The organism is Variovorax robiniae (assembly GCF_037889955.1).
Taxonomy (GTDB): Bacteria; Pseudomonadota; Gammaproteobacteria; order Burkholderiales; family Burkholderiaceae_C; genus Variovorax; species Variovorax robiniae.
On the sequence record NZ_JBBKZS010000001.1, the window covers coordinates 401,911 to 426,770 of the forward strand.

Consider the following 24,860-nt stretch of genomic DNA (forward strand, 5'->3'; position numbering starts at 1 on the left):
GGAGACAAACGATGACTGCAACGACAAGCACTCACGACAACGGCATCCTGGCGGTGCACTCGGTGGACGAATTCGTCTTCAGCGTGCCCGACCTGGGGAAGGCCCGCCACTTCTACACGGCCTTCGGCCTGGATGTTCGCGATGAAGGCGGGGCGCTCGCGCTCTACACCTTCGGTCACCCGCATCGGTGGGCCCGCGTGCTCCCCGGCGGCGATACCAAGCGCCTCGAATGGATCAGCCTGGGCATCCATGCGTCGGACGAAACGCGCTTCAGGCAGGGCCTGGCGACCAAGGGCATCGCCACCATCGCTCCACCGGCCCATGCGGAGCCCACCGGCATCTGGATCGAAGGCCCCGACGCGATGGCGATGCAACTGCGCGTCGCCGACAAGTCCTCGCCCTCGCAACCCGCACCACGCGAGTTCCCGCCCGCCAGCGCCAATGCGGGTCGCTCGCCGAGCCGCAGCAAGGCGCAGCCGACGCGGCCACTCTACCTCTCGCACATCCTGCTGTTCAGCGTCGACGTCGATGCGGCCCGCGCCTTCTACGAAGACGTGCTGGGCCTGCGCCTCTCCGACAAATCCGGCTCGGTGATCGCCTTCCTGCACACGCCGCACGGCAGCGACCACCACCTCATTGCGCTGGCCAAGTCCAACGGCGGCGGCTTGCACCACAGCAGCTGGTGCGTGCCCTCCTTCGACGCGGTCGGCCAGGGCACGCAGCAGATGGCCGAAGCCGGCTACGAAAAGGGCTGGGGCGTGGGCCGCCATGTGCTCGGCTCCAACTACTTCCGCTATGTGCGCGACCCGTGGGGCAGCTATGCGGAGTACTCCTTCGACATCGACTACGTCGAGGCCGGCAACACCTGGCCCGCGGCCGACCACCCCGGCGAGGACTCGCTCTACGTCTGGGGCCCTTCGCTTCCCGAGGATTTCATCGTCAACCACGAAACGGCAGTCCGCTGATCAGCGGCACAAGGAGACTCACCATGACCACCAGCGCAATTCCCTTCTACGACGTCGTGCAGATCGGCTATGGCCCGGTCAGCGAGATCATGGCCCTGTCGCTCGCACGGCAAGGCCACAAGGTCGCCATCTTCGAACGCTGGCGCGAGCGCTATGCGCTGCCGCGCGCCGTGTGCATCGACCATGAGCTCTACCGCGTGCTGTCCGCCCTGGGCATGAGCCAACAGTTGCCTGCCGTGAGCCATGCCGGCCCGCACTACAAGTGGTTCAACGCCGAGTGGAAGGAACTGCTCTCGATCGACTGGGAATCCGAATCGATCTCCGGCGGCCCCGAGGTCAACTTCGTGCACCAGCCGACGCTGGAGAAGATGTTCGAGGAGGTGGTGCAGGCCCGGCCCGAGGTCACGCTGAACCTCGGCTGGGAGGCCGTCGAAGCCACGCAGACCGCCGACTACGCACAGCTCGTGGTGCGCGACACCGAGTCCGGCGAAACGCGCACCGTGCGCTGCAAGTACCTGATCGGCGCCGACGGCGCCAACAGCCTGGTGCGCCAGGCCATCGGCTCGACGCAGGAAGACCGCGGCTTCGAAGCCGACTGGCTGGTGATCGACGTGCTGCCCAACGAAGGCGTGACGCTCGACATCCCGCCCGCCGCCCAGTACTGCAACCCGATCCGCCCGACCACCATCGTGCCGGCCGGCATCAAGGACGGCCGCTACTTCCGCCGCTGGGAGTTCATGCGCCTGCCGCACGAGACCGCCGCGGAACTGGAGCACGAGCATGTCGCGTGGGACCTGCTGGAGCCTTGGGTGAAGCGCGACCAGGCCACCATCGTGCGCCACAAGGTCTACACCTTCCGCTCGCTGCTGGCCAACACCTGGCGCAAGGGGCGCATGCTCATCGCCGGCGATGCCGCGCACGTCATGCCGCCCTTCATGGGCCAGGGCATGTGCGCCGGCCTGCGCGACGACTGGAACCTCGCATGGAAGCTCGACCTGATCCTGAAGGGCCACGCCGACGACACGCTGCTCGACACGTACCAGCCCGAGCGCCGGCCGCATGTCAGCGATGTGATCGACCTGTCGATGTTCCTCGGCAAGATCATCTGCATCCCCGATGCCGACAAGGCCGCGGAGCGCGACGAGGCCTTCTTCAGCGGCAAGGTGCCGCCGCCGCCCGCCTTCCCTTCGCTGACCGACGGCATCCTGCGCCGCGATGCGGACGGCGCGGTGCAAGCGCCTGCTGGCCTGCTGAGCCCGCACGGCACGGTGCGCTCGGGTGAACGCCAGGGTCGCTTCGATGAAGTCGTCGGCCTGGGCTTCGTGCTCGTCTCGCGTGGCAGCGCACCGTCGCTCGGTTCATCGCAGCGCGCGTTCCTCGATGCCATCGGCGCGAAGCGCGTGGTCGTCGGCAACATCGCCGCGCGAGGCACCCTGATCGATGTCGATCACAAGTACCTGCCGTACATGGAACAGCACGGCATCCAGACCATGCTGGTGCGGCCCGACTTCTATCTCTATGGCGCGGTCGCCAATGCCCGCGACGTCAACGGTCTCGTCGACGACCTCGCGGCCGACCTGAAGCGCCACGGCGTGCATGTGCAGGCCGAGCAAAGCGAGCAAGCACCGCAGGCGCTCGCCGCCTGAACGACGCACACAAGGAGACAAACACCATGAACACCTACGTCGCAAGCCATCCCGTCACCGCGCCGGCGAAATCCCGCTGGGACGTCAGCTACGAATGGAAGGCGGTCGCCCTGCTCTGCCTCGGCTTCGGCCTGGTCGGCATCGACCGCTTCATGATCCTGCCGCTGTTCCCGGTCATCGCGAAAGACCTGAACCTGAACTACCAGCAGCTCGGCCAGGTGACCGGCGTGCTCGCGATCGCCTGGGGCGTGGCCGCACTGTTCATGGGCAACCTGTCCGACCGCTTCGGCCATCGCAAGGTCATCATCCCCGCGATCATCGTGTTCTCGCTGCTTGCAGGATTCAGCGGCCTGGCCACCGGCGTGATGAGCCTGATGTTCATCCGCGCGCTGATCGGCTTCGCGGAAGGTGCCTACACGCCGTCGAGCATCGTCGCGACGCTGGACGCATCGAAGCCATCGCGCCAGGGCATGAACATCGGCATCCAGCAGGCCGCCCTGCCCCTATTCGGCTTGGGCATCGCGCCGATCCTCGTGACGCAGTTGCTCAAGGTGGTCGAGTGGCACTGGATCTTCGCGATGGTGTCGATCCCCGGCCTGCTGATCGCATACCTGCTGTACCGCATGCTGCGCGACACGCCGGCCACTGTCGCTGCCGCGCACACGACCACGCACGATGCCTCGCCGCACAAGTGGTCCGATGTGTTCCAGTACCGCAACATCCCGCTCAACATGATCGGCATGCTGTGCTGGCTGACCAACCTCGTGGTGCTGAGCGCGCTGCTGCCGAGCTACCTGATCGACTACCTGCACCTGTCGCTGGAGCAGATGGGGCTGGTGCTCTCGGCGATCGGCTTCGGCGGGACGATGGGCACGCTGCTGATGCCGGCGCTGTCGGACCGCATCGGGCGCAAGCCGGTGATGATCCTGTCGGTGACCGGCGCGGCCGTTGGCCTCTACTTCCTCATGCACACCGGTGCGGAGCCGTGGCGCCTGTTCACTTGGCTGTTCGTCACGCTGTTCTTCATCTTCAGCATGATCTGCCTGACCGTCGGCCCGCTGAGCGCGGAGTCGGTGCCGGCCAAGCTGATGTCGACGGCCTCGGGCATCGTGGTGGGCACGGGCGAGATCTTTGGCGGCGGCATCGCGCCGGTGATTGCGGGCTATGTGGCGCAGCACTTCGGCATTCAATACATCATGCACCTCGCGGCTGTGGCGCTGGTGATCGGGCTGCTGGTGGCGCTCTCGCTCAAAGAGACGGCGCCGGGCAAGCAACGCTGATTCAGGGAGATTCCAAATGATCCAGTTCCAATCCTTCATCCGCCGCATCGCAGGCGCAGCCGCCATCGCATGTGCCGCCGTCGCCGCCCATGCCGCGCCGCTCAACGTCACGCTGCTCGGCACCGGCAGCCCCGTCCCCAGCAACGTGCGCTTCAGCCAGTCGATCCTCGTGGAGGCTGGCAAGGACAAGCTCCTGTTCGACCTGGGCCGCGGCGTGACCATCCGCCTGGCCCAGTTGAACATCCCGTTCAGGGACGTCACGGCCAGCTTCCTCACGCACTTCCATTCGGACCACCTCGTCGGCCTGCCGGACCTGTGGCTCACCGGCTGGCTGCCGACGCCCTTCGCCTCGCGCACCACGCCGATGAAGATCTACGGCCCCAAGGGCACGGTCGCGATGACAAGGAACCTCACGGCCGCCTTTGCCGAGGACATCCGCACGCGCATCGACGACGAGAAGCTGCCGCCCGCCGGCATCGCCTTCGACGCACACGACATCGACGCCGGCGTGGTCTACGAAAACGCGGGCGTCAAGGTTAGCGCCTTCGCCACGCACCATGGCGACCTCATCGAATACAACTTCGGCTACGTGATCGAGTACGACGGCAAGAAGGTCGTGATCTCCAGCGACACCACCTACGACGAACGTATCGCCGCCATGGCCAAGGGCGCGGACCTGCTGATCCACGAGGTCGCGGACATCGATCCCGGCTTGCTCAAGGCCTATCCGCGCTTCAAGGAGATCGCCGCGCACCACACCACGCCCGAGGAAGCCGGCAAGATCTTCTCGAAGGCCCGGCCCAAGGTGGCGGCCTACACGCACATCATCACGCTCAAGGCCAACGCGCCGCTGGACGTGCCACCCACGGAGATCGTCGCGCGCACGCGCAAGACCTATGACGGCCCGCTGGCCGTCGGCGAGGACCTCATGCGCTTCGAGATCGACGGCGGCAAGGTCGAGGTGCTCGATGCGCGCAAGGAGAAGGTGAAGCTCGATGCGGGAGTCGATCGGGCGGGGTCCATCGGCGAATGAGCGAAGGCGCGCGGTGGGTCTCGCGCGCATGTCACCCGATCGAAGGTGGCGGCCCTACCCCATTCGGCCGGCGGCACAATGGGTGCCGCAGCCCCCGGCAACCGATCGGTGATTTGAACAAGGACCCCAGCCCATGGAATCCGTCAGCGCCGCCGCCTTCGACGCCTCCTACTACCAGCGCTACTACTTCGACAAGAAGACCAAGGTGGCGGACCCGCAGCACGTCGAGCGCCTGGGCGCCTTCGTCTGCGCCTACCTCAAGTACCTGCGCGTGCCGGTGCGCCGGGTGCTGGACGTGGGTTGCGGTGTCGGCCTGTGGCGTGACATCGTGGCGCGTCATTTCCCGCAGGCCTCCTTCCACGGCGTCGAGTTCAGCGAATACCTGTGCGGGCGCTTCGGCTGGGAACGCGGCTCGGTGGTCGACTACCAGGCGAAGAAGCCCTTCGACTTCGTCATCTGCCAGGGCGTGCTGGCCTACCTGAACCCGACCGACCTGAAACGCGCCATGCGCAACCTCGGCACCCTGAGCAAGGGCGCCCTCTACGTGGAAGTCGTGGCCCGCGAGGACTACGAGCGCGACATCGTGGACGAGGACCTGACCGATCCGCACCTGTTCCGCCACCGCGCCGAGGTCTATCGCGGCGGCCTGTCCCGGCAGTTCAAGGAGCTGGGCGGTGGCCTGTGGCTCAGCCGACGCTGTGACGTGCCGACGTTCGCCTTGGAGTGCGCGGCCGACTGAAGAAGGTGCGAATCTTTCTACTGCGGCCACCGATCTCGGGCCTGCGGTGCTCACCGCACGAGAGTGCGGTTCCGCGCCGCAGACCCGACCTCGGCGCCCTCGCTACGAAATCTTCACACCTTCTGACTTGTCAAAATGTCAGCCGCTCAACGCCGCCCCGGCGACAACCACTCCAAGACACCCCCATGCAGACCGATGAAAAACCCGTCCTGAAATACCCCTTCAAGGCAGCCCCCGAACGCGGCACCATGCTCGAAGTGGCGCCGGGCGTGCACTGGATTCGCATGCCGCTGCCCTTCAAGCTCGACCACATCAACCTCTGGGCGCTGGACGACGGCGACGCCTGGTCCCTGGTCGACACCGGCATCCGCGACGAAGAGACCGCCGCCGTCTGGCGCGAGCTGTTCGCCGCCTACCCGAAGCGCCGCGGCCTCGACAGGATCTTCGTCACGCACCTGCATCCGGACCATGTGGGCATGGCCGGCTGGCTGACGCGCAAGCTCGGCGCCCGCCTGTGGATGTCGCGCCTCGAATACCTCACCTGCCGCGTCATGTCCTCCGACAGCGGACGCGAGGCGCCGCCCGAGGCGCTGGCCTTCTACAAGGAAGCCGGCTGGAGCAGCAATGCCGTCGAGTCCTATCGCGCCAGGTTCGGGCGATTCGGCCACCAGATCCACACCCTGCCCGATTCGTTCCAGCGCCTGAGCGACGGCATGGAACTCCAGATCAACGGCAACACCTGGCGCGTCGTCACCGGCAACGGCCATTCACCGGAGCATGCCTGCCTCTACTGCCCCGCGCTCAAGGTCTTCATCTCGGGTGACCAGGTGCTCCCGCGCATCTCGTCCAACGTGTCCGTCATCCCGACCGAACCCGATGCCAACCCGATGGCCGACTGGTTTGCCTCGCTGGCCAAGCTGCGCCGGGAGGTGCCCGACGACGTGCTGGTGCTGCCGGCGCACAACGAATGCTTCCACGGCCTGCACGCCCGTCTGGACTACCTGGATTCCTCGCAGCACCGCGCGCTCGACCGGCTGGAAGCCTCGCTCGAGACGCCCCAGCGCGTGGTGGACACCTTCACCGCCCTGTTCGGAAGGCCGATCACCGAATCGCAGATGGCCGTGTTCGGCATGGCCACTGGCGAAGGCATTGCCTGCCTCAACTACCTGGTGCACGCGGGGCGGGCCATCAAGACCATCGACGACGACGGTTGCGCCTGGTATCGCAAAAAATAAGCCCACCCCCGAATGCGCCTACGGCGCTCCCCCTCGAGGGGGCGCACCCAGTGGCCCGGCAAAGCCGGTTCCACGGGTGCCCACGAACAGGCATTTCCTCGCATACGGACAGATGTGTCCGCAGATTCGCTATGAATCGGACATAAACGTTATATTTCGTCAACGCCACCGCACCGCCCCCTGCCTGCATGGACAACGACGAGGTCAACCAACTGCTCGTTCGCATTGGCCGCGAAGACCAGGCAGCGTTTCGCCAGTTGTACAAGGCGTTCAGTCGCAAGGTCTACGCGTATGTGCTCAACATGCTCAACGACCACGCCCGGGCCGAGGAAGTGCTGGCGGATGCCTTCTACGAGGTCTGGCGCTTTCCGCAGCGCTTCCGGGGCGATTCGCAGTTTTCCACCTGGGTCATCGGCATCGCGCGCCGCAAGGCGCTGATGGTCTACCGCGCCCGTCGGCCCGACGAGGTGCATGGCGACCTCGACGACATCGCCGAGACCGAAGCCTCCGACACGCCGGACGGTTACGCGGAACTGGCGGAAAAGCAACGGCGCGAGGGCGTGCAGCACTGCATGGGCAAGCTGTCGGACGAGCACCGGGAATGCCTGCACCTGGTGTTCTACGAGGGCATGAGCCTGGCCGACGTCGCGGAGGTGCAGAACTGCCCGGAAGGCACCGTCAAGACCCGGCTTTTCCACGCCCGCCAGAAGATCAAGAACTGTCTGCAGGCGCTCCTGCGCAGCGAAGGTGGTAGTCCGGACGCCAGAGGCGCGCTGGCAGGCTGACCTTCTGGCCGAGTTGACAGGCGTTCGGGATAAATAATTTGAACCATCCGCCGACCCCCCGCAACACAGAGGCGACACGGGCATGCCCCGTGCAGGTTGATCGGGGTCTCATGGACAACGATTGGGTCAATTTTGGAGGCTCGCAGAGCCAAGGAAATCCGGTGGTTACCATGGTCCAGAACATTTCATCGTCGACACACCGCGCGTGCGCGACCTTTGGCTTGGGAGCGCACACATCATGAACGAACGTTTTGAAGAGTTGCTCCCCTGGTACGCGAACGGCACGATCGGCGCCGAAGACCGCGCCTGGGTCGATGCCTACCTCCAGCAACATCCCGAGGCCCGCAGCGAACTGGAGTGGTACCACTCGCTGCAGGCCAAGGTGCAGGAAAACGTGCCGGCGGTGCCGGCCACCATCGGCCTGGCGCGCACCATGCGCCTGATCCAGGGCGACCGGCCGACCATTGCCGAGCGCATCGGCGCCTTCTTCGGCAACTTCGGCATGCGCCCGAGCTATGCGATGGCGGCGCTGGCGGTGGTCGCGGTCCAGGGCGGCGTGATCGTGAGCCTGTTGGGCGAGGCACGCGACAGCGCCGACGAAATCCGCGCGCTGCATTCGATCCGCGTCGAGGAAGGCCCGATGCTGAAGATCAGCTTCGCACCCGACGCCAAGGAAGCCGACATCCGGATGCTGCTGGTGCAGGTGGGAGGCGAACTGGCCGGCGGCCCCGGCCAGCTCGGCGACTACTACCTGCGGGTGCCGGCCGGCAGCGAAGCCGCGGCGCTCGCCAAGGCGAAGGCCACCTCCATCGTGCAGGCGGCTGCGCTGGCCCCGGGCGTGCCGCCCAAGGAGTAAGCGCCATGGCCCCGTTGCCGACCCGCCGTCTGCTGCTGCGTGGCGCCGTGGGCGCCGCAGCCCTGCCCTTCCTCGGCCGCGCCCTTGCGGCCCCGCCTGTTGCCGGCGACGCCGGTTCACGTATCGCACTGGTCATCGGCAACGGCGCCTATCGCTCCGCACCGCTCAAGAATCCGCCCGGCGACGCCAGCGCGGTCGCGGGTGCGCTGCGCGGCCTGGGCTATGACGTGACATTGCGCCAGAACACCCGGCTGACGGAACTGATCGAATCGCTGCGCGAGTTCTCGATCCGCGCGCCAAAGGCTGCTGTCCGCATGCTGTTCTACGCCGGCCACGGGGTGCAGGTGAAGGGCCGCAATTACCTGGTGCCGGTCGATGCCGATCCGAAGACAGAAGACGAGATCCAGCGCCAAAGTGCCGATGTCGGTGAATTCGTCGATCGGCTCAGCGCGATCCGCACCGGCGCCAACATCGTGGTGCTCGACGCCTGCCGGGTGAATCCCTTTGCCGGCGGCGTCATCGTGGGCCCGGACGGTCGCCGCCTGAAATTCCGCGGCGCGACGCCGGGCGGCCTTGCCACGCTCGATGCGCCCGTGGGCACCCTGGTCGCCTTCTCGACCGCGCCCAACGGCGTCGCGCTCGACGGCGCCAACAGCGAGCACAGCGTCTACGCGCGCCACCTGCTGGCCAACATGTCGACGCCGGGGCTCCAGATCGAGCAGTTGTTCAAGCGGGTGCGGATTGCCGTGGCCGAGGACACCGGGCGTGTGCAGGTGCCGTGGGAGTCGTCGAGCCTGACGGCGGACTTTTGCTTCAAGTCGGATGACAAGGGTCGCTGCGGAACTTGAGTTTGGCGATGCCTGTTCCGAGTACGGAACACTTCAGTGCTCGCGCGGACGGATCCGATCGACCGCCTCGGCGACTATGGAGTTGAGGTCGGCTTCATTCACGCTGGCGTTTACCGCCTTGGCTTGCCGGGCCAACAGGTCGAGGATGTGCGCCCGCACGGCCTCCTCGATGAAGCGGGAGAAGTCGCCCTTGCCGCCGCCTTGGCTGGCGGGGAACATGCGCACGACCTGATCTGTGTCTGATGAGATGGAAATATTCCAGCGGACAGTATTCATGGCGGAATCGGAGTTTTAAGGCTTTCTAGAGCAATTGGACCATTGGAATTTAAGCGCAATGCAACCTATGACCGTCAATACCTTGCCGCTAGTGCCAAGAACAGCGCAGAAGCGACAGGTCGGTGGGATGGTTTCCTCCGCGAAGCATTTCCAGTCAGGGTGTGCGCGCATTCACGTCTTGTGATTCTGCTCGCGTCCCCGGTTGCACGAACTTCAAGCTTTGGGGCTTGTGTTTTCCACGCGTTTCGTGCTCCTTTTTTGGACTTCATGCAATTTCTGCAAACCGTGTGCGCTGCATTCCCTGTACCGTTTGCCGTATTGGCCTCTGGCCCGGCCGTCTACGGTGTCGCCTCACTCGTCCGCTAGGTAATTTCATTTCGAGCAGTAAGCATGCGAATTTTTATCTCTGCACTAATCCCGCTAGCACTTGGTGGGTGTGCAACAAATTCAGGCATCGTGGATCTCGGTGGAGATAGCTACGTCTATGCAAAAGAGGATGCGTGGGCTTACAACGGAAACGCAACGAAAGTAGAGATACTGAAAGAGGCCGCCGCATTCTGCGCAAAGCAAGGAAAGAGAATGTCGGTGCAAAGCTCAGACGCAAAGCCTTATATGCCTTATTCCTCGTATGCTGGCGCTGAAGTTCAATTCAGTTGCAAGTGACCAACTTCCCAAAATTTGGTCGACCCGCGTGCCTAGGGCGCGTTCACCTCGTCCGTTAGTTCCGAGGAAGTAAGATGGCAAATCCTTTTGAGGACCTCATGAACGACACGGTATTCCTCGAGTCGCGTGATGGTTCAAGGGCTGGACCATTTAAGACCGCTATTGGATCAAAAAACGGTCTCTCGGCGTCCATATTTCAACCCACATTGGATGTTGAAGAGGGTTGCAAGCTCATACGGCCCCTGCCAAGTGGCAAGGAAGAGTTCTTTACAGTCTTAGAGGCAAACTACAGTCCCGGACTGCATACCATTCCAGCGCATTGGACCCTCAAGCTCAAAAAGGACGGTTCAATGGTCGACTCAAATAAATCTTCGCTCCAGAACACGACGATTAACATCACTAACTCTCAAGGCATACAAATCGGTGATCACAACCTCCAACACATCGCCAGCAGTCTTATTGGTCTCGTGGAGGAGATTGAGTCATGCAACGCTACCCCGCCCGAGAAAGCTACTGCCAAGGGCCTGCTCCGCGACTTCATGGGCAATCCAGTTGTTGCAGCAGTGTTGGGTAGTGCTACGTCTGGTGTTCTCGCTCTGCTGGGCTGAGGCAAGCGCCATCCAGTGCTTCAAAACTGGCGGGCCCGAAAATCCGGGACCGCGGTTCAAGCTGGCGTTGGCCACCAACTTTCAATAGCTATGCAAATCCCCCATCTATCTCAACTTCACGTCAATATGATCGCCCAGAGGTTAACGAAGACCAAGTTTGCCTTCCGATTTCGAACGCTGGTGTTTTCGGTCATCTACATCGCAGACCAGTTTCCACACGAATTGCTCTTTGGTTGTCGCGCGAATAACTTGTTCTTTGTGGTGAAGGTGCGTCGAGACTACAGCGTCTCCACCTACCTCGGTGAAGCGTATGGAGCCCTCGTCCGAGCGCTTGAACTTCATCCCAACCGTGCCAATCCATTTAGTCCGGCAGTGTTTTTCAATGAATTTGCAGAAGTCGTTCCAGTTGCAACGAACGCAGGCAGAACGCCATCGATCACAGAGATCGCGATACACAGTCGAGACGTCGAAGATGCAGACAAGATTTATTTTTTCGGATGGCTTACACATGACGGGAAGACCTCTAGCTCGTCCAAAAAGAACCTGGCAAAGACCCTCAGACTTTGCGGTTACGCGACTTATCAATTTTGCAGCAGGCACAACATTAGTAGTCGGTGGACAGATGACGCTACGAAAGAAGTGCAATACTGTGAACCAAGAGGCGCCTAACCTCTCTCGAGAGGACTCCCCCCGGCAAGCCGAGCGACGTGGGTCAATTAGTGTGGAACATCGCAGCGATGGCATGCGCAGCGTCGCATTTGAAACGTGCAGCCCATGCTTCGGAAAGTCCATTGTTCGTACTGCAGATATCTGAGCCTTGGGCCTAACTGAGCGGTCGAGCCGACGGCCTACTGCGTCGCCGTCGCGGCAAAACCCGGCAGCGCGCGCAGGGCAGGGTGCGTTTTCAATGTTGGACTTGCTTCAAGCGTGGTCGCCGATAAAGCGCTCCAACTCCCGCGCAAATCGCTGTGGCTCGCTCACATGCGGCGAATGCCCGGCCCGCGTGTAAACCGAAACCTCCGCGTGCTTCACCGTGTCCCGGTACCAGACATCCAGCGGCACGCCCGCATAGTGCGGGCTGCGCGCCCCCAGCACCACCAGCAGCGGCGCATCGAGCCGCGACAGGGAGTCCCGGAAATCCGCTTGCGCCATCGATTCGGCGAGGTCCAGCAAGGGCCTGACATCGATGCGTCCCAGGCGCCGCCGCAGCAGGCGCCCAAGTGACGTTTCAATACCGAGCTGCCGCCGCACCCAGGCGCCACCGATCGCGCCGATCTCGTTCAACAGCGTCTCGGCCAAGTCTCGGCGCGCACCGGCGATCAGCCCGGACAGCATCGCCGCACTGCACCCGCCAAACAGCCCAAGCCGCCATTCGTCGTCCGTTACGATGCGCGGCGACTGGTCCACCAGCGCCACAGCCGAGACCCGCAGCGTGCCGTGCCGCTGCAAGTACTGCATCACCGTCAGCGCACCCATGGAATGCCCCACCAGCACGGAACGCTGCAGCCCGAAGTGATCGAGCATCTCGGCAAGGTCATTGGCCAGGCGAGCCAGCGTGATGCTGCCATGCACCGGCCGGCAGCCGCCATGGCCGCGCGCGTCCCAGGCCAGCACGCAATGGCGCCGCGCCATTTGCCGGGCCACCGGCATCCAGTCTCGATGCGAGCAACCGACGCCATGAACCAGCACGAGGGGTGGCCCCTTGCCCAGTACGCACACGGGAATGACCTGGCCGTCGCTGGCGGTGAAGCTCTCGTCCTCCTCGGCGCCGGACGTACCGAAGCCCATCAGCCCGAAGTTGCCCAGCGCGCGCAGGGTGCCACGCAGGCCCGTCAGGCGTGGTGCGCGCGGAGGCGGCGGTTCGGTCGGAGCGCTGTCGGGCATCGCCGGGGGATCGTACGCCGCGATCACATTTGATTGAAATTTGTTTGAACCGATCCCGAACGAGCCGCAACCCATGAGCGGGAAGGCAAGCAATTCCGCAAGCCGAACCGCAAATCCTGTCACTCATCAACCTCTGGAGTTCATCATGCAAATCGTTCGTAAAGCTTCCATCCTCGTGGCCCTCGGTTTCGCCTTCAGTGGCGCGATGGCAGGCGAAATCTCTGGCTCGACCGTGCTGTCGACCGGTTCTTCCAATGCCGCTTCGGGCTTCCTGTCCTCGGCCAAGCAGAACGTCGGCGTCGCCGAGCAAAACGGCAAGATCACCAACAGCACGGTGATTTCCACCAACGCCAACAACAGCGCCTCCGGCTTCCTGTCGTCGGCCAACCAGAACGTCGGCCGCGCCACGCAAAACGGCCAGATCAAGAACAGCACGGTCATCGGCACCAACCTGAACAACTCGGCCTCGGGCTTCCTCAGCTCGGCCACGCAGGAAGTGGGCTTCGCCAAGAACAACGGCAAGGTGGAAAACTCGACGGTGATCGCCAACGGCGCCAACAACCGCGCTTCCGGCTTCCTGTCCTCGGCGACCCAGCAAATCGGCGGCGCGCAAGGCAACGGCAAGCTGACGAACTCGACGGTCATCGCCACGACGTCGAACAACTCGGCCAGCGGCTTCCTGTCCAGCGCGGACCAGGCCGTGGGCGTTGCCAAGTAAGCACGCGCCGGTTGCGCCGGCTTCAACCACCAACCTGCCCGCCCGCGCACCCGCGCTGGCGGGTTTTTTCATGGGAGTGGAGGTGGCTTTGGCGCACGAAGCTTCGGATCCGCGGCGCCGGGGCGCGGCCGCCCTCCTCTCCATTGAGGATCCAGTCGAAAAGAACGCGGCGCAGCTGGCGATTTCCTTTGAACCGTTTCCCCACCAGGCGCAACCCATGACCGGGAAGGCAAGCAGTTCCGCAAGCCCCACCGTAATTCCTGTCACTCATCAACCTCTGGAGATCCTCATGCAAATCCTTCGCAAAGCTTCCATCCTCGTGGCCCTCGGTTTCGCCTTCAGTGGCGCGATGGCCGGTGAAATCGCTGGTTCCACGGTGATTTCCAATGGCGCCAGCAACACCTCGTCGGGCTTCCTGTCGACCGCGCGCCAGAACATCGGCGTGGCCGAACAGAACGGCAAGATCACCAACAGCACGGTGATCGCCACCAACGCCACCAACAGCGCCTCCGGCTTCCTGTCGACGGCCAACCAAAGCATCGGCCGCGCCACGCAAAACGGCAAGATCACCAACAGCACGGTCATCGGCACGAACCTGAACAACCAGGCCTCGGGCTTCCTCAGCACGGCCACCCAGGAAGTGGGCTTCGCCAAGAACAACGGCGAGGTCACGAACTCGACGGTGATCGCCAACGGCGCCACCAACCGCGCTTCCGGCTTCCTGTCCACGGCCACCCAGCAGATCGGCGGCGCACAAGGCAACGGCAAGCTGACCAACTCGACCGTCATCGCGACCAACTCGACCAACACCGCTTCCGGCTTCCTGTCGACCGCGGAACAAAGCATCGGCGTCGCCAAGTAAACCGGCTTCGTCATCGTCCCTTCCCCGCCGGCGCCCTCCGTGCCGGCGGCCTTTCCCCCCAGGAGATCCAACATGAGCGCCACCTTCACCCGCACCGCCCGCATCGTCCTCATTGCCGCCACGCTGGGCGTTGGCGCCAATGCCTTCGCAGGGCAGGAACTGATCGGTGTCGACTCGAACTTCCGCGCCAAGATCGCGAAGGAAAAGATCCGCGCCGCCGCGCAGGAGCGCCGGCAGGACGAACAGCAGAAGAAGCTCGGCATCAACACCAACGACAACCAGGGCTTCGGCAACCAGAACCAGACCAGCACCTGCGGCAGCCAGAACATCGGAAACGTTGACACCGGCGGGCGCATCGGCGCACAACCGCGCGAGGTGTTCGTGTTCGCGCCCAACGCGATCAACATCGTTGGCCGCGGCGGCTGCAACTGATCCCCAACCCTTCTGAACAACGGAGATGTCATGAACCCGCCCCTTTTCGTGCGCGTCCTCGCCCTTGCCGCTGTCGCGACACTCGCAGGCTGCCAGACGTTCGAGGTCAAGAAGCCCACGGTCGAACAGACCGCCGAGGTTCGGAAGGGCCCCGAGGATCGGCCCCAGCGCTCGATCACGGGCTTCTCCTACTCGCTGCGTTGCATGGACACGCTGCTGCTCGACTACGGCGTTCGTGACGTCACCATGCTGACCGAGGAAATCACCGACGAAACCAAGAAGCTGAACGCCGGCACGCGTGACATGCTGATCTCGTCGGTGTCGGACATGTCGCGCCGCAGCCGTGCGGTGCGCCTGGTCGCCTTCGGCAAGGACACGCTGAACGTGGTCAGCTTCCTCGCCACGGCGCAGAGCCAGGGGGCGTACCAGGCCATTCCGCTGTACGACATCAAGGGTTCCGTCTCGCAGTTCGACGAGAACCTGATCAAGAACCAGAAGGACGGCGGCCTCGGCATCTTTCCGTACCTCAACCTGGGCGTTGCGAAGGACGCGGCCTCCAGCATGCTGGCGCTGGACCTGAGCGTGCTGACGACCAGCGACATGGGCGTGCTGCCCGGTGTCACCTCGCGCAATTCGGTGGTGATCCTGAAGCAAGGCAGCGGTTTCGACGGCGATGCCGCGTATCGCAAGTTCGGCATCAACTACAGCATGAACCTGGCCCGCTCCGAAGGCCAGACGCAGGCCCTGCGCGGGCTGGTCGAACTGGCTGCCGTCGAGCTCATCGGCAAGCTGACCAAGACGCCCTACTGGACCTGCCTGGGCGTGTCCGACCCCAAGGCGAACGAAGAGACCAAGCTCGAGATGTTCGACTGGTACCACTCGATGGCGGCGACCCGCGTCGAGTTGATCGCCTACTTCCAGAACCAGCTGCGCCGCCGCGGCTTCTATGACGGCCCGATCGACGGTGAGTTCAACCCGGCCGTCGACGAGGCGATCTCGAACTATCGCGAGGCGCTCGGGCTCAGCCGCAAGGCGCTGCTCGACGAGGAATTCTTCTACGCCTTCCTCGCCGCGGACCACACGAAGATCCCGCGCCCGGCGCAACCGGCCCGCTACGTACCGCCCACCGCGGTGGCCGGCGCACCGGCATCGCCCTCGGCCCCCGCGCCTGCACCCCAAGCAGCGCCGCTGAAGCTGTCCGTGTCGGCGCCGAAGCAGCAGACCCGCTTTGCCCGCGGCGAGAGCATCAACCTCGCACTGCAACCGTCGCAGGACGCCCACGTCTACTGCTACCTGCAGGATGAGGATTCCAAGGTCATCCGCTTCTTCCCGAACCGCTTTGCCCGTGACTCCCGCATCGCCGCGGCCCAGCCGCTGAACCTGCCCGGCGCGATGCGCTTCCAGCTGTCGATGAACACGAAGGGCGTGCCCGAGACCATCTCCTGCTTCGCCACGCAACAGGACGTGATGGCCTCGCTGCCCCAGCAGATGGTCGGCACCGACTTCGAACCCTTGCCCGGCGCGTCGCTGCAAATGATCCGCGCCGCCTTCGAGAAAGCCAGCGGCGGCAAAGTCGCCCAGGAGAACTTCCATGTACAAGCCAAGTGATTTCATCAACGGTCGCAAGCAGCATCGCGGTCTCGTGGCTGCACTGGCCGGAGTTGCAGTGGTGATCGGGTCGGGCGTGGCGCTTCAATGGCACCCCTGGGCGACGGCGGGTGTCACGCCCACCACCCGCGGCGATGACCTTGTCGTGACCCAGGTTCCTGCCGCCGCCGCCCCGCTGCCGCCGGTGCCGGCCCCCCAGCCACCGGTACGCAAGGCGGCAGGCACCTACCAGCTGCGCTGCTGGCAGTACGGGCGGCTGCTGTTCGACGAAGGGCCGGTCACGCTGGGCGCCGAGGCAAAGCAAGGCGCGAAGATGGTGGCCACGGATCGCAACGGTGGCGCCTTGTTCGTGACGGCGGATCTCGGCGGCACCACCTGCCTGGCACGTCCCTCCCCGCCGGCCCCGAACCTTGCGATGCCACGTTGAATCCAATCGCCCGATTCTTGCCAGGAGCCGCACCATGAACCATCCCTCCCATGTGTTTCAGGTGCGGCGCTTGTCGCGTGGAGCGACCCTGGCTGCCGGTTGCATCGCGATCCTTGCCGCGACCTTCTGCGGGACAGCGCGGGCGGAAACCGAAAGCCGCAACGTCGCTGACTTCGATGAAGTGGTTTTCTCGGTCGCCGGCGAAGTCAGCATCGAACAGGGCACGCGCGAATCGCTGTCCATCGAGGCCGAACCCAAGGTGCTGCGCAAGATCACGACCGAGGTGCGCGACCGGCGCCTGGTCATCGGGCTTTCGCAAGGCAAGGTCGAGACGAACCAACCGATCCGGATGAAGCTGGCTGTGCGCAACCTGCGCGCCTTCGATTCGCGCACCACGGGCGAGATCAGCATCGGCCCGCTGCGGACCGAAACGCTCGTGCTGACCTTGGCCGGCGGCGGTTCGATCCGCCTCGACCGCCTGGAGAACGCGCGCACCCTCGATGTGCGCATCGCCGGCTCCGGCGAAGTCACGGTGGGCGGCGGCAAAGTGACGGCGCAGAAACTTTCCATCACCGGCAATGGCACCTATGCCGCGCCCCGGCTCGCCAGCGAAAACGCCGACGTCACCATCAGCGGCAACGGCGAAGTGCGGCTCGCCGCCAGCGCGAAGCTGGACGTGCGCATCAGCGGCATTGGCAACGTGCGCTACAGCGGCAACCCGGCCATCACACGTTCGATCCAGGGCATCGGTTCGATCGAAAAAGATTGAACCGGCCAGGCGGCAGGTGCAACCCATGGGTGTTGACGAATCCACCCCCTCAAGGAGCACTTCGATGTACCGCTACCTCAGCACCCTCGCCCTCGCACTCGCTGCCGCCGGTGTCCTGGTCGCCCTCCCGGTCAAGGCCGAGAAGGTGGTCGTGTACCGCGAAGGCCAGATCGTGAATCCGCAGGATGTTGCGGACGTGCTGGGCAAGAACCGCTCGATCCGCTTGCTCGACGATGCACCCGCGGCCTCGGAGCCCGCTGCAGCCCAGGCTTCGGCCCCCAGGAAATCCACGGTGGTCGCTGCGGCCCCCAGGCCGAAGACCTCGGCGCGTCCCGCGGCCACAGCGCGCCCCGGACCCGCTGTGTCCGAAATGACCACTGCGCCAACGCTGACCGCCGCAGCCGCCGCTCGCCCCGCCGCCGCTACGCATGACGACCCCGGTTCCGAAGCCCCGGCGGCGCTGTCCCTGCCGGTGCAGTTCGGCTTCGGCTCGGCCGAGATCCTGCCGATCGCCCGCACCCAGCTCGACGCACTTGCCGAAGGCATCAAGCTGCTGGCCCCGGGAAGCATCGTGACGATCGAGGGCCACACCGACGCCGCTGGCAGCGCGGCCTACAACATGCAACTGTCGCGTGTCCGTGCCAACGCCGTCCGCGACTACCTGGTCAACCACCACAACATCGACGCTGCACGCCTGAAGACGGTCGGCTATGGCAAGGAACGCCCGATCGAAGGCACCGACCCGCTTGCCGCCGTGAACCGGCGCGTGCAATTCCGCGGGGCTTGAGCAAGCCAGGCGCCGGCCCTCGGAGCGTCCCAAGGAAGGGGTAGCGGCCTCCCCCGCTCCCCTTGTGCCTCCGCAGTGCACAGCCGAGAATGGAACGCGATTCGCCAGGGAGTCCAGCCGGTCCGCAGTACACAGTCCTCTCACCGCATCATGAGTCGCCGTCGCCTGCTCGCCTGCCTTGGCCTCGGCCTCCTGCCAACGTGGTGGAGCACGGCCAGCCTGGCCCAATCCAAGCCCAAGGTCGACGCCCCCGGACAACGCCGCGTGGCCCTCGTCATCGGCAACGGGCGCTATCCGGAGATGCCGCTCAACAACCCCGAGCATGACGCCCGCCTGGTCGCGCAGACCTTGCGCAGCCTCAACTTCGAGGTGGACGAGCAGCTCAATCTCAATGCCCGCGACTTCAAGCGGGTGCTGCGGGAATTCGCGCGGCGCATGGACGACGACCAGGTCGCGTCGGTCTTCTATTACGCGGGCCACGGCGTTCAGATCGGCGGGCGCAACTACCTCCTGCCGGTCGACATCGCGCTGCGCGACGAGGCCGAAGTGCGCGACGAGGCCATCGACATGCAGGAAGCGCTGCTCTCGCATGTGGAGCGGGTGCGGCCGCGCGCCCGCATCTTCATCATCGACGCGTGCCGCAACGACCCCTTCGCGACGCGCGGGCGCGGCTCGCGCAATGCCAGCGGCCTGGCCGAGATGGCCGCGCCGGGCGCGCTCATCGCTTTCTCCGCCGCGCCGGGCCGCGTCGCCGAGGATGGCCCGATCGGCGGCAACAGCGTCTATACGAAACACCTCGCCACCGAGCTGAAAACGCCCGGCGTGGATGTCGAGGAAATGATGAAGGCGGTGCGCATCAAGGTGCTGCGCGACACCGCCGAGCGCCAGATCCCCTGGGTCAACACCTCGATGGTCGTGAACTTCATGTTCAACCCCGGTCCGGCGCTGTCCGTGGCGGGACCGAAGCGCAACCTCCAGTTGCTGGTGCAGGCACAGCGCAATCTCAACACCGATGCGCGCAATGCCTCCGCCTCTCTGGCACTGCGGGTCTATGTGCTTCGCGACGCGAGCGGCTTCGAGAAGGCCAGCTTTGACAGCCTCTACGACGACGACGAGGCCGCGCTCGGTTCCAGCGTGCTGGTGCGCGAGAAGCTCTACCTGCGCCCCGGCGAGGCGCGGGAACTGGCGCTGGAGATCGGCGGCGACGCGCGCGCCGTCGCCGTGTTCGGTGCGTTCCGGGAGATCGAGCAATCGCAATGGCGGGCGGTCCTGGCCCTGCCTGCAGGCCCGCTGGCGCCGCGCGCGCGCATCGATGCGCAGGCGCGCCAGCTGCAACTGGGGTGGGTACGGTGAATCGACCCGGCGCCGCGCCCGCGTCGCCGGCCGCCGGCGCGATGGACGGGGTCGATGCGGTCGATGAGCCGCCGACAGTGCGTGCGCTGCGCAAGGAGGCCCTGCCGCTGGTCGCATTGATCGCGCGCCTGCGCGATTCGACGCCCGCCGATGTCGCCGAGTTGCGCCGCACGCTGTCCGCAACGGTGGCCGGTTTCGAAGCCGACGCGCGCGTCGCGGGCGTCGACGAACCCAGCGTCGCGGCCGCAAGCTATGTGCTCTGCGCTTGGGGCGACGAGCAGTTCGCCGCGGCCCCCTGGGGCACGGGGGGCGCCGGGTTGCTGCAGCGTTTTCATGGCGATGCCAGCGGAGGCGACAAGTTGCTGCGCCTGCTGTCGCGCCTCGCCGAGAAGCCGCGCGAGAACCGTGCGCTGCTCGAGTTGTTCCACACCTGCCTGAGCCTGGGGCTGCGCGCACGCATCGGCCCCGACAACCGCGATCACGAAACCCTGCGCGCCCGCGTGCAACTGGCCCTGCAGCAGGTGGCGCCGTCGCCGGCGCTGGTGCCCGCATGGCACTGCGCCGCGGCCGCCGCCAGTCCGCCGCGCGCGCCACGCATCGCGCTGCCGATGGTCCTGCTGCTGGGCGTGCTGGCCCTGGGCGTCTACAGCGCGAGCCAGCTTCAATTGGCGGCGCGCGTCGATGGCGTGCTGGCGTCGATGCAGGGACTGTTGCCGGCGCGCACTGAACCCGCGCCGCCTGTCGCTGCCCCCGCGGCCGTGCCGCCGCGACTGGCCTCGCAACTGCGCGAGGACATCGATGCGGGCCGCCTGGCCGTGCGCGACGAGGCATTGCGCAGCGTGGTCATGATCCGTGCCGAGGCGCTGCCCAATACCTCCGACGCCCTGAAGCGCGTGGGCGCGGCGCTGAAGAAGGTGCCGGGCAAGGTGCTGGTCGTCGGCTACACCGATGGCAACGATCCCCCGACCGCGCGCACGCCCTCGGCCTGGCACCAGGCGATGGAATGGGCCCGTGGCGCGGCCGACGCGCTGCGCCTCGCCATCGGTGACGAGCGCATTGCGGTCGAGGCCCGCGTCGACGCTGCGGCCAGCGGACCGCTGCGGCGCGTCGAGATCGTGTTGTTCCCGGAATGAGCCTGGAATGAAGGCGCCGCCCCGCATCGTGCAAATCGCCGTGAACCTCGGCGCGGCCGGGATGCTGCTGTGGTTCGCCGCGCCGCTGCTCGTCTTCGGCAAGTGGCATCCCTTCGACGGCGTGCGCGCCCGGCTCGGCTTGCTGGTGCTGGTTGCGCTGCTGCTGGTCGGGCTGTATGCGCTGTCGCTGTGGCTGGCCCGGCGGCGCAACGAGCGGCTGCTGAAAGGGCTCGAACAGGGCGACGTCGGCCTGGAACTGAGTCAGCGTTTTCGCGACGCACTCGCCATGCTGCGCAACGGCGTCGAGGCCAAGGGCGCGCGTCGTTGGTGGCAGCGCCGGCGGCAGGTGCAGCAACTGCCCTGGTACCTGATCATCGGCGCGCCCGGCGGCGGCAAGACCACTGCGATATTGCATTCGGGCCTGCGCTTTCCGCTGGCCGAGAAGCTGGGGCGCGACCCGCTCGCCGGCATCGGCGGCACACGCCAGTGCGACTGGTGGTTCAGCCAGGAGGCCGTGTTCATCGACACGGCAGGCCGCTACCTCACGCAGGACAGCGATGCCGCGGCCGATGCCCGCGAATGGCAACAGTTTCTCGCCTTGCTGCGTCGGCACCGGCCGGTGCAGCCGATCAACGGCGTGATCGTCACCGTCAGCGTGCCGGACCTGCTGCAGGGCGGCGCGGAAATGGCGCGGCAATCGGCGGCGGTCGCGGCGCGGCTGGACGAATTGCGGCGCGAACTCGACCTCGCCTTCCCGGTCTACCTGCTGGTCACCAAGGCCGACCTGCTCTCCGGGTTCATCGAGACCTTCGGCGACCTCGACGCGGCGCAGCGCGAGCAGTTCTGGGGGCTGGTGTTCGATGCCGATGTCGTTGGCGTCCCGGTCAATCTCGACATGCGCCTGAACGAACTCGCGCAGCGCCTGGCGCAGCGCACGCCGGAGAGGCTCCAGCAGGAACGCATGGCGCATCGCCGCTTGCCGATCTACGCCTTCGCGGCGCAGTTCAAGGCCCTGCTCGGCCCGCTGGAACGCTTCGTGCGCGAGGCCTTTGCCGGCATTGCCGTCGAGCCCGCGCAGCGCCTGCGCTCCATCGCGTTGACCAGCGGCACGCAGGAGGGCAACCCGATCGACCGCGTGATCAGCGAACTCGCGCGCAGTCATGGCCTGGCGCTGAAGCCGCTGGCCCGGCCTGACGCCGGCGGCAAGTCGTACTTCCTGAGCGCCTTGCTCAAGCGACTGGTCATTGCGGAGGCGCCACTGGCGGGCCAGCGCTTGCGGCGGCTGCGCTGGCGGCGGCGCGCCGTCATGGTCGGTGCGGGCATGGCCGGTATCGTGCTGCTGGCCGCCTCCGCGCTGTGGTGGCAGAGCTACCAGCGCAACCTCGCCTATGTGGACACGGTGCGCACGCGCGTCGAGCAACTGACGCAACGCATCGGGCCGCTGGAATCGGCCAGCCTGGAACAGGTGCTGCCGTTGTATGCGCTGCTGGAGCGCCTGGCCTCCAACGACGGCATCGACCCGGATGAACCGCCGGCCGGCTTCGGCTTCGGCCTGTTCCAGGGGCCGCGGTTGGCGCGCTCGGCGGAGCAGGCCTACCGCGAGATGCTCGATCGCAGCCTGGCGCCGCTGCTGGTCGATCGCCTGCGGCGCGACCTGCGCGAAGCCCCCGACAGCGCGACGCGCTACGAGGCGCTGCGCGCGGCGTTGATGCTTTCCGAGCCGGCGCGCCTGGTCCGTCCGGAGTTGAGAGCCTGGGTCGGGCAGGCCCTGGTGCAGGCCAGCGGCGCCGGTGAGCGCGCCGAATGGTCGCGTCATGTCGACACCCTCATCGAGCGCAGCGGCCTTCCCGAGGCCATGCGCCCCGACGAGGCCGGCGTGCGCGCGGCACGCGGCGCCCTCGCGGCGCTGTCACCCGCCCAACGCGTGCACGACCTGCTGCTGCAACGCGTGCCTGATACCGACCCGCCGCAAGACCTGCCGACGCAACTGGGCGCAGGCGGCGCCCTCGTCTTCACCGCGTCGAGCGCGGGCCCGATGCCGGTGCATTCGAGCGCGGGCGATTGGCGTCGCAGGCTCCTGCCGGCGCTCGATCCGCTGCTCGACACGCTTGCGAACGAGGCCGACTGGGTGCTCGGCGACACCGCCGGCGACATGCGGCGGCTACAGAAGGACCGCGGCTGGCGCGACGACATCGCCATGCAGGTCGGCAAGCGGCAGGCGCAGCGGGTGATCGCGGCCTGGTCCGCCCAGCTCGATGCGCTCGCACTGGCGCCCGTCGCCGATGCGGAGGCCGCCTCGCGCAGGGCCGCCGAACTCACGGCGCCCGATTCCCCGCTGCGCCGCCTCTTCACGCGCCTGGCCGACGAACTCAGCGCACCACCCCAGGGCGGCAGCGCAGCCGAGAACGGCTTCAACGGCGCCTTGCGGGCGCGCTTCGGCGCGCTCGGCGACTATGCCGCCGGAGCCGGGCCGCAAGCACTCGACCGCCTGCAGGCGCTGACCACCGGCAAGCGCGACGAGAGCGCCGCCGCCCAGCTGGATGCGACCCTGCGCGCCGAGGCCGCCCGCGCGCCGCCCGAGCTGCGCAAGCTCTACGTGGACCTCGCCAACCTCATTCGCGCGCGCGGTGGCGCCAAGCTGAACTTCGATGCCGCGCTGGCCGAACTCGCAGAGGCCTGCGCAACGTTGACGCGCGATCGCTTCCCGTTCGGCGGCGGCGCGTCGCGTGACATGGCGCCGGGCGATTTCGCGCGCCTGTTCGGCCCGGGCGGGCTGTTCGACGAGTTCCGGCGCCACCAGTTGGAGGAGCGCGTCGACATGGCGAGCCGGCCATGGAAGGCGCGCGGCGCGGGCGTCGCGGCGGGCGTGCCGGCGGCCTTCGAGCAGGCGGCGGCCATCGGTACCCTCTTCTTCCCGCAAGGCGCGCCGCTGCCCGAACTCCGGTTGCGCCTCACGCCGCAACGCATGGATGCGGAATTGCTGCAATTCAGCGTCGATGTGGATGGCCAGTTGCTGCGCTTCGAGAACGGCCCGCCGCGCGGCAAGGACCTGGTCTGGCCCGGGCCGGCCTCCACGCAGAAGGTGCTGCTGCGCATCCTGCCGCCCGGCCCCTCTGGCGTCGGCGCCGAAGTGCATGAAGGTCCGTTCGCCTGGCTCCGGGTGCTGTTGCGCAACGACTGGCAGGGAGCGCGCGGCGCACCCGCCCGACTGTCCCTGATCGTCGATACGCGCAAGCTCGATGTCGAGGCAAGCGCTGCAGCCGGCTCGGCCGACGCCGACATCTGGACACTCCGGGAACTGGCGCGTTTTCGCTGCCCATCCGCATCATGGTGAAGTCGTCGTCAGCGCAGTCGCGCCGCGTGGGCTGGTATGGAAAGTTGCCGGCGCGCGGGGATTTCGTCGGCCGAGGCCTGCCGCCACGTTGGCGCAGCGATTGGGATGGCTGGCTGCAACGCGGCCTGGCCCTCGCCGCCACGACGCTGGACGGCGCCACGCTGCGCGAACGCCTGGGCGGCTTCGCGCCGTGGCGCTACATGGCGTTGCCGGCCGCTGGCGAGATCTGGTGCGGCATCGTCATGGCGTCGCATGATCGTGTCGGGCGCGCCTTTCCGCTCACCTTGGCGGAACGCCTCGATGTGCCGGCCTCCCCGGATGAGAGCTGGGTGAGGCTGGCCGCGCTGCTCGACGCTGTCGCACAGGGGCCGGACGTGCTCGAAGCCGTGATCGCCTCGTTGCCCCCGCGCGCGGGGTTGGCTGTGGAGCCCCTGCACGACTTGCCACCGGCGCCGGCCAGCCTGTGGTGGCCGCTTGCCGCGGCGCGCGATGCCGCTGCGCGGCCTGCGGCGTGGCCGCCGGAACCGGCGCTGCTGGTCCACCTGCTTGAGCCGATCGAGAAAACGTAGTTGGACGAAGCGCTTAGGCCACCTCGGATGCTGTGAGAGCCAGGCACCGC

25 protein-coding genes are annotated in these 24,860 nt (G+C 66.2%); 23 read left to right on the plus strand and 2 right to left on the minus strand.

Going from position 1 to position 24,860, the window contains the following annotated elements; all coding sequences use genetic code 11:
- Positions 1 to 11 precede the first annotated feature (11 nt).
- The 9 genes from WKW79_RS01690 (at position 12) to WKW79_RS01730 (ending at position 9,387) form a co-directional block, all read left to right on the plus strand.
- Positions 12 to 965 (plus strand): VOC family protein, encoded by a 954-nt coding sequence (locus WKW79_RS01690; protein ID WP_340333359.1) that lies wholly within the window; start codon positions 12 to 14, stop codon positions 963 to 965.
- 23 nt (positions 966 to 988) lie between these two features.
- A complete protein-coding gene (mhpA, locus tag WKW79_RS01695) occupies positions 989 to 2,611 on the plus strand; it encodes a bifunctional 3-(3-hydroxy-phenyl)propionate/3-hydroxycinnamic acid hydroxylase MhpA (RefSeq protein ID WP_340333360.1) in 1,623 nt (540 codons plus the stop codon).
- Between the two features lie 26 nt (positions 2,612 to 2,637).
- On the plus strand, positions 2,638 to 3,891 hold the full coding sequence (locus WKW79_RS01700; protein WP_340333361.1) for an MFS transporter: 1,254 nt from the start codon (positions 2,638 to 2,640) through the stop codon (positions 3,889 to 3,891).
- Positions 3,892 to 3,907: 16 nt separating this feature from the next.
- Positions 3,908 to 4,924: an MBL fold metallo-hydrolase gene (locus tag WKW79_RS01705; protein WP_340333362.1), complete on the plus strand. Its 1,017-nt coding sequence runs from the start codon at positions 3,908 to 3,910 to the stop codon at positions 4,922 to 4,924.
- 133 nt (positions 4,925 to 5,057) lie between these two features.
- Positions 5,058 to 5,663: a class I SAM-dependent methyltransferase gene (locus WKW79_RS01710; RefSeq protein ID WP_340333363.1), complete on the plus strand. Its 606-nt coding sequence runs from the start codon at positions 5,058 to 5,060 to the stop codon at positions 5,661 to 5,663.
- A 185-nt stretch (positions 5,664 to 5,848) separates the two neighbouring features.
- Positions 5,849 to 6,898 carry an MBL fold metallo-hydrolase gene (locus tag WKW79_RS01715; protein WP_340333364.1) on the plus strand — a complete coding sequence of 350 codons (1,050 nt, stop codon included), beginning with the start codon at positions 5,849 to 5,851 and terminating at the stop codon, positions 6,896 to 6,898.
- Between the two features lie 188 nt (positions 6,899 to 7,086).
- A complete protein-coding gene (locus tag WKW79_RS01720; RefSeq protein ID WP_340333365.1) occupies positions 7,087 to 7,683 on the plus strand; it encodes an RNA polymerase sigma factor in 597 nt (198 codons plus the stop codon).
- A gap of 238 nt (positions 7,684 to 7,921) precedes the next feature.
- Entirely contained in the window at positions 7,922 to 8,539 is a 618-nt protein-coding gene (locus tag WKW79_RS01725; protein WP_340333366.1) for an anti-sigma factor, read from the plus strand.
- A gap of 5 nt (positions 8,540 to 8,544) precedes the next feature.
- Positions 8,545 to 9,387: a caspase family protein gene (locus WKW79_RS01730; protein WP_340333367.1), complete on the plus strand. Its 843-nt coding sequence runs from the start codon at positions 8,545 to 8,547 to the stop codon at positions 9,385 to 9,387.
- A 33-nt stretch (positions 9,388 to 9,420) separates the two neighbouring features.
- Here the strand turns inward: WKW79_RS01730 and WKW79_RS01735 are convergent, their stop codons facing one another.
- The gene (locus tag WKW79_RS01735) at positions 9,421 to 9,663 is read right to left on the minus strand and encodes a ribbon-helix-helix domain-containing protein (protein ID WP_340333368.1); all 243 of its coding nucleotides are present in this window, start codon (positions 9,661 to 9,663) and stop codon (positions 9,421 to 9,423) included.
- A gap of 390 nt (positions 9,664 to 10,053) precedes the next feature.
- Here WKW79_RS01735 and WKW79_RS01740 point away from each other — a divergent pair, with 390 nt between their 5' ends.
- The 3 genes from WKW79_RS01740 to WKW79_RS37010 all read left to right on the plus strand — a co-directional run bounded on the left by WKW79_RS01740 (position 10,054) and on the right by WKW79_RS37010 (position 11,603).
- Positions 10,054 to 10,326, plus strand: a complete 273-nt coding sequence (locus WKW79_RS01740; protein ID WP_340333369.1) for a hypothetical protein — start codon at positions 10,054 to 10,056, stop codon at positions 10,324 to 10,326.
- A 98-nt stretch (positions 10,327 to 10,424) separates the two neighbouring features.
- Complete coding sequence (locus WKW79_RS01745) at positions 10,425 to 10,934, plus strand: RIP homotypic interaction motif-containing protein (protein WP_340333370.1); 510 nt, start codon at positions 10,425 to 10,427, stop codon at positions 10,932 to 10,934.
- A gap of 90 nt (positions 10,935 to 11,024) precedes the next feature.
- The gene (locus WKW79_RS37010) at positions 11,025 to 11,603 is read left to right on the plus strand and encodes a DUF6037 family protein (RefSeq protein ID WP_422823783.1); all 579 of its coding nucleotides are present in this window, start codon (positions 11,025 to 11,027) and stop codon (positions 11,601 to 11,603) included.
- 252 nt (positions 11,604 to 11,855) lie between these two features.
- Here the strand turns inward: WKW79_RS37010 and WKW79_RS01750 are convergent, their stop codons facing one another.
- The gene (locus tag WKW79_RS01750) at positions 11,856 to 12,941 is read right to left on the minus strand and encodes an alpha/beta fold hydrolase (RefSeq protein WP_340333371.1); all 1,086 of its coding nucleotides are present in this window, start codon (positions 12,939 to 12,941) and stop codon (positions 11,856 to 11,858) included.
- 22 nt (positions 12,942 to 12,963) lie between these two features.
- Here WKW79_RS01750 and WKW79_RS01755 point away from each other — a divergent pair, with 22 nt between their 5' ends.
- The 11 genes from WKW79_RS01755 (at position 12,964) to tagF (ending at position 24,810) form a co-directional block, all read left to right on the plus strand.
- Positions 12,964 to 13,536 carry a hypothetical protein gene (locus WKW79_RS01755; RefSeq protein ID WP_340333372.1) on the plus strand — a complete coding sequence of 191 codons (573 nt, stop codon included), beginning with the start codon at positions 12,964 to 12,966 and terminating at the stop codon, positions 13,534 to 13,536.
- 289 nt (positions 13,537 to 13,825) lie between these two features.
- The gene (locus WKW79_RS01760; RefSeq protein WP_340333373.1) at positions 13,826 to 14,398 is read left to right on the plus strand and encodes a hypothetical protein; all 573 of its coding nucleotides are present in this window, start codon (positions 13,826 to 13,828) and stop codon (positions 14,396 to 14,398) included.
- Between the two features lie 72 nt (positions 14,399 to 14,470).
- Entirely contained in the window at positions 14,471 to 14,830 is a 360-nt protein-coding gene (locus WKW79_RS01765; protein WP_340333374.1) for a hypothetical protein, read from the plus strand.
- A 30-nt stretch (positions 14,831 to 14,860) separates the two neighbouring features.
- Positions 14,861 to 16,438 carry a DUF4384 domain-containing protein gene (locus WKW79_RS01770; RefSeq protein ID WP_340333375.1) on the plus strand — a complete coding sequence of 526 codons (1,578 nt, stop codon included), beginning with the start codon at positions 14,861 to 14,863 and terminating at the stop codon, positions 16,436 to 16,438.
- Positions 16,422 to 16,865: a hypothetical protein gene (locus WKW79_RS01775; RefSeq protein ID WP_340333376.1), complete on the plus strand. Its 444-nt coding sequence runs from the start codon at positions 16,422 to 16,424 to the stop codon at positions 16,863 to 16,865. Before WKW79_RS01770 ends, WKW79_RS01775 begins: the two co-directional genes overlap by 17 nt.
- Positions 16,866 to 16,899: 34 nt before the next feature.
- Positions 16,900 to 17,634: a head GIN domain-containing protein gene (locus WKW79_RS01780; protein WP_340333377.1), complete on the plus strand. Its 735-nt coding sequence runs from the start codon at positions 16,900 to 16,902 to the stop codon at positions 17,632 to 17,634.
- 64 nt (positions 17,635 to 17,698) lie between these two features.
- Positions 17,699 to 18,421 (plus strand): OmpA family protein, encoded by a 723-nt coding sequence (locus WKW79_RS01785; protein WP_340333378.1) that lies wholly within the window; start codon positions 17,699 to 17,701, stop codon positions 18,419 to 18,421.
- 150 nt (positions 18,422 to 18,571) lie between these two features.
- Positions 18,572 to 19,774 (plus strand): type VI secretion system lipoprotein TssJ, encoded by a 1,203-nt coding sequence (tssJ, locus tag WKW79_RS01790; protein WP_340333379.1) that lies wholly within the window; start codon positions 18,572 to 18,574, stop codon positions 19,772 to 19,774.
- Positions 19,771 to 20,907: a DotU/TssL family secretion system protein gene (locus tag WKW79_RS01795; RefSeq protein WP_340333380.1), complete on the plus strand. Its 1,137-nt coding sequence runs from the start codon at positions 19,771 to 19,773 to the stop codon at positions 20,905 to 20,907. The genes tssJ and WKW79_RS01795 overlap by 4 nt, the downstream gene beginning before the upstream one ends.
- 7 nt (positions 20,908 to 20,914) lie before the next feature.
- On the plus strand, positions 20,915 to 24,241 hold the full coding sequence (gene tssM / locus WKW79_RS01800; protein ID WP_340333381.1) for a type VI secretion system membrane subunit TssM: 3,327 nt from the start codon (positions 20,915 to 20,917) through the stop codon (positions 24,239 to 24,241).
- Positions 24,235 to 24,810: a type VI secretion system-associated protein TagF gene (gene tagF, locus WKW79_RS01805; protein WP_340333382.1), complete on the plus strand. Its 576-nt coding sequence runs from the start codon at positions 24,235 to 24,237 to the stop codon at positions 24,808 to 24,810. Before tssM ends, tagF begins: the two co-directional genes overlap by 7 nt.
- The last annotated feature ends 50 nt before the right edge of the window (positions 24,811 to 24,860 follow it).

Bases quoted from the DNA above. Each gene is read 5' to 3' on its own strand.
- WKW79_RS01690 (WP_340333359.1), top strand. From the start codon at position 12: ATGACTGCAACGACAAGCACTCACGACAACGGCATCCTGGCGGTGCAC.
- mhpA (WP_340333360.1), top strand. From the start codon at position 989: ATGACCACCAGCGCAATTCCCTTCTACGACGTCGTGCAGATCGGCTAT.
- WKW79_RS01700 (WP_340333361.1), top strand. From the start codon at position 2,638: ATGAACACCTACGTCGCAAGCCATCCCGTCACCGCGCCGGCGAAATCC.
- WKW79_RS01705 (WP_340333362.1), top strand. From the start codon at position 3,908: ATGATCCAGTTCCAATCCTTCATCCGCCGCATCGCAGGCGCAGCCGCC.
- WKW79_RS01710 (WP_340333363.1), top strand. From the start codon at position 5,058: ATGGAATCCGTCAGCGCCGCCGCCTTCGACGCCTCCTACTACCAGCGC.
- WKW79_RS01715 (WP_340333364.1), top strand. From the start codon at position 5,849: ATGCAGACCGATGAAAAACCCGTCCTGAAATACCCCTTCAAGGCAGCC.
- WKW79_RS01720 (WP_340333365.1), top strand. From the start codon at position 7,087: ATGGACAACGACGAGGTCAACCAACTGCTCGTTCGCATTGGCCGCGAA.
- WKW79_RS01725 (WP_340333366.1), top strand. From the start codon at position 7,922: ATGAACGAACGTTTTGAAGAGTTGCTCCCCTGGTACGCGAACGGCACG.
- WKW79_RS01730 (WP_340333367.1), top strand. From the start codon at position 8,545: ATGGCCCCGTTGCCGACCCGCCGTCTGCTGCTGCGTGGCGCCGTGGGC.
- WKW79_RS01735 (WP_340333368.1), bottom strand. From the start codon at position 9,663: ATGAATACTGTCCGCTGGAATATTTCCATCTCATCAGACACAGATCAG.
- WKW79_RS01740 (WP_340333369.1), top strand. From the start codon at position 10,054: ATGCGAATTTTTATCTCTGCACTAATCCCGCTAGCACTTGGTGGGTGT.
- WKW79_RS01745 (WP_340333370.1), top strand. From the start codon at position 10,425: ATGAACGACACGGTATTCCTCGAGTCGCGTGATGGTTCAAGGGCTGGA.
- WKW79_RS37010 (WP_422823783.1), top strand. From the start codon at position 11,025: ATGCAAATCCCCCATCTATCTCAACTTCACGTCAATATGATCGCCCAG.
- WKW79_RS01755 (WP_340333372.1), top strand. From the start codon at position 12,964: ATGCAAATCGTTCGTAAAGCTTCCATCCTCGTGGCCCTCGGTTTCGCC.
- WKW79_RS01760 (WP_340333373.1), top strand. From the start codon at position 13,826: ATGCAAATCCTTCGCAAAGCTTCCATCCTCGTGGCCCTCGGTTTCGCC.
- WKW79_RS01765 (WP_340333374.1), top strand. From the start codon at position 14,471: ATGAGCGCCACCTTCACCCGCACCGCCCGCATCGTCCTCATTGCCGCC.
- WKW79_RS01770 (WP_340333375.1), top strand. From the start codon at position 14,861: ATGAACCCGCCCCTTTTCGTGCGCGTCCTCGCCCTTGCCGCTGTCGCG.
- WKW79_RS01775 (WP_340333376.1), top strand. From the start codon at position 16,422: ATGTACAAGCCAAGTGATTTCATCAACGGTCGCAAGCAGCATCGCGGT.
- WKW79_RS01780 (WP_340333377.1), top strand. From the start codon at position 16,900: ATGAACCATCCCTCCCATGTGTTTCAGGTGCGGCGCTTGTCGCGTGGA.
- WKW79_RS01785 (WP_340333378.1), top strand. From the start codon at position 17,699: ATGTACCGCTACCTCAGCACCCTCGCCCTCGCACTCGCTGCCGCCGGT.
- tssJ (WP_340333379.1), top strand. From the start codon at position 18,572: ATGAGTCGCCGTCGCCTGCTCGCCTGCCTTGGCCTCGGCCTCCTGCCA.
- tssM (WP_340333381.1), top strand. From the start codon at position 20,915: ATGAAGGCGCCGCCCCGCATCGTGCAAATCGCCGTGAACCTCGGCGCG.
- tagF (WP_340333382.1), top strand. From the start codon at position 24,235: ATGGTGAAGTCGTCGTCAGCGCAGTCGCGCCGCGTGGGCTGGTATGGA.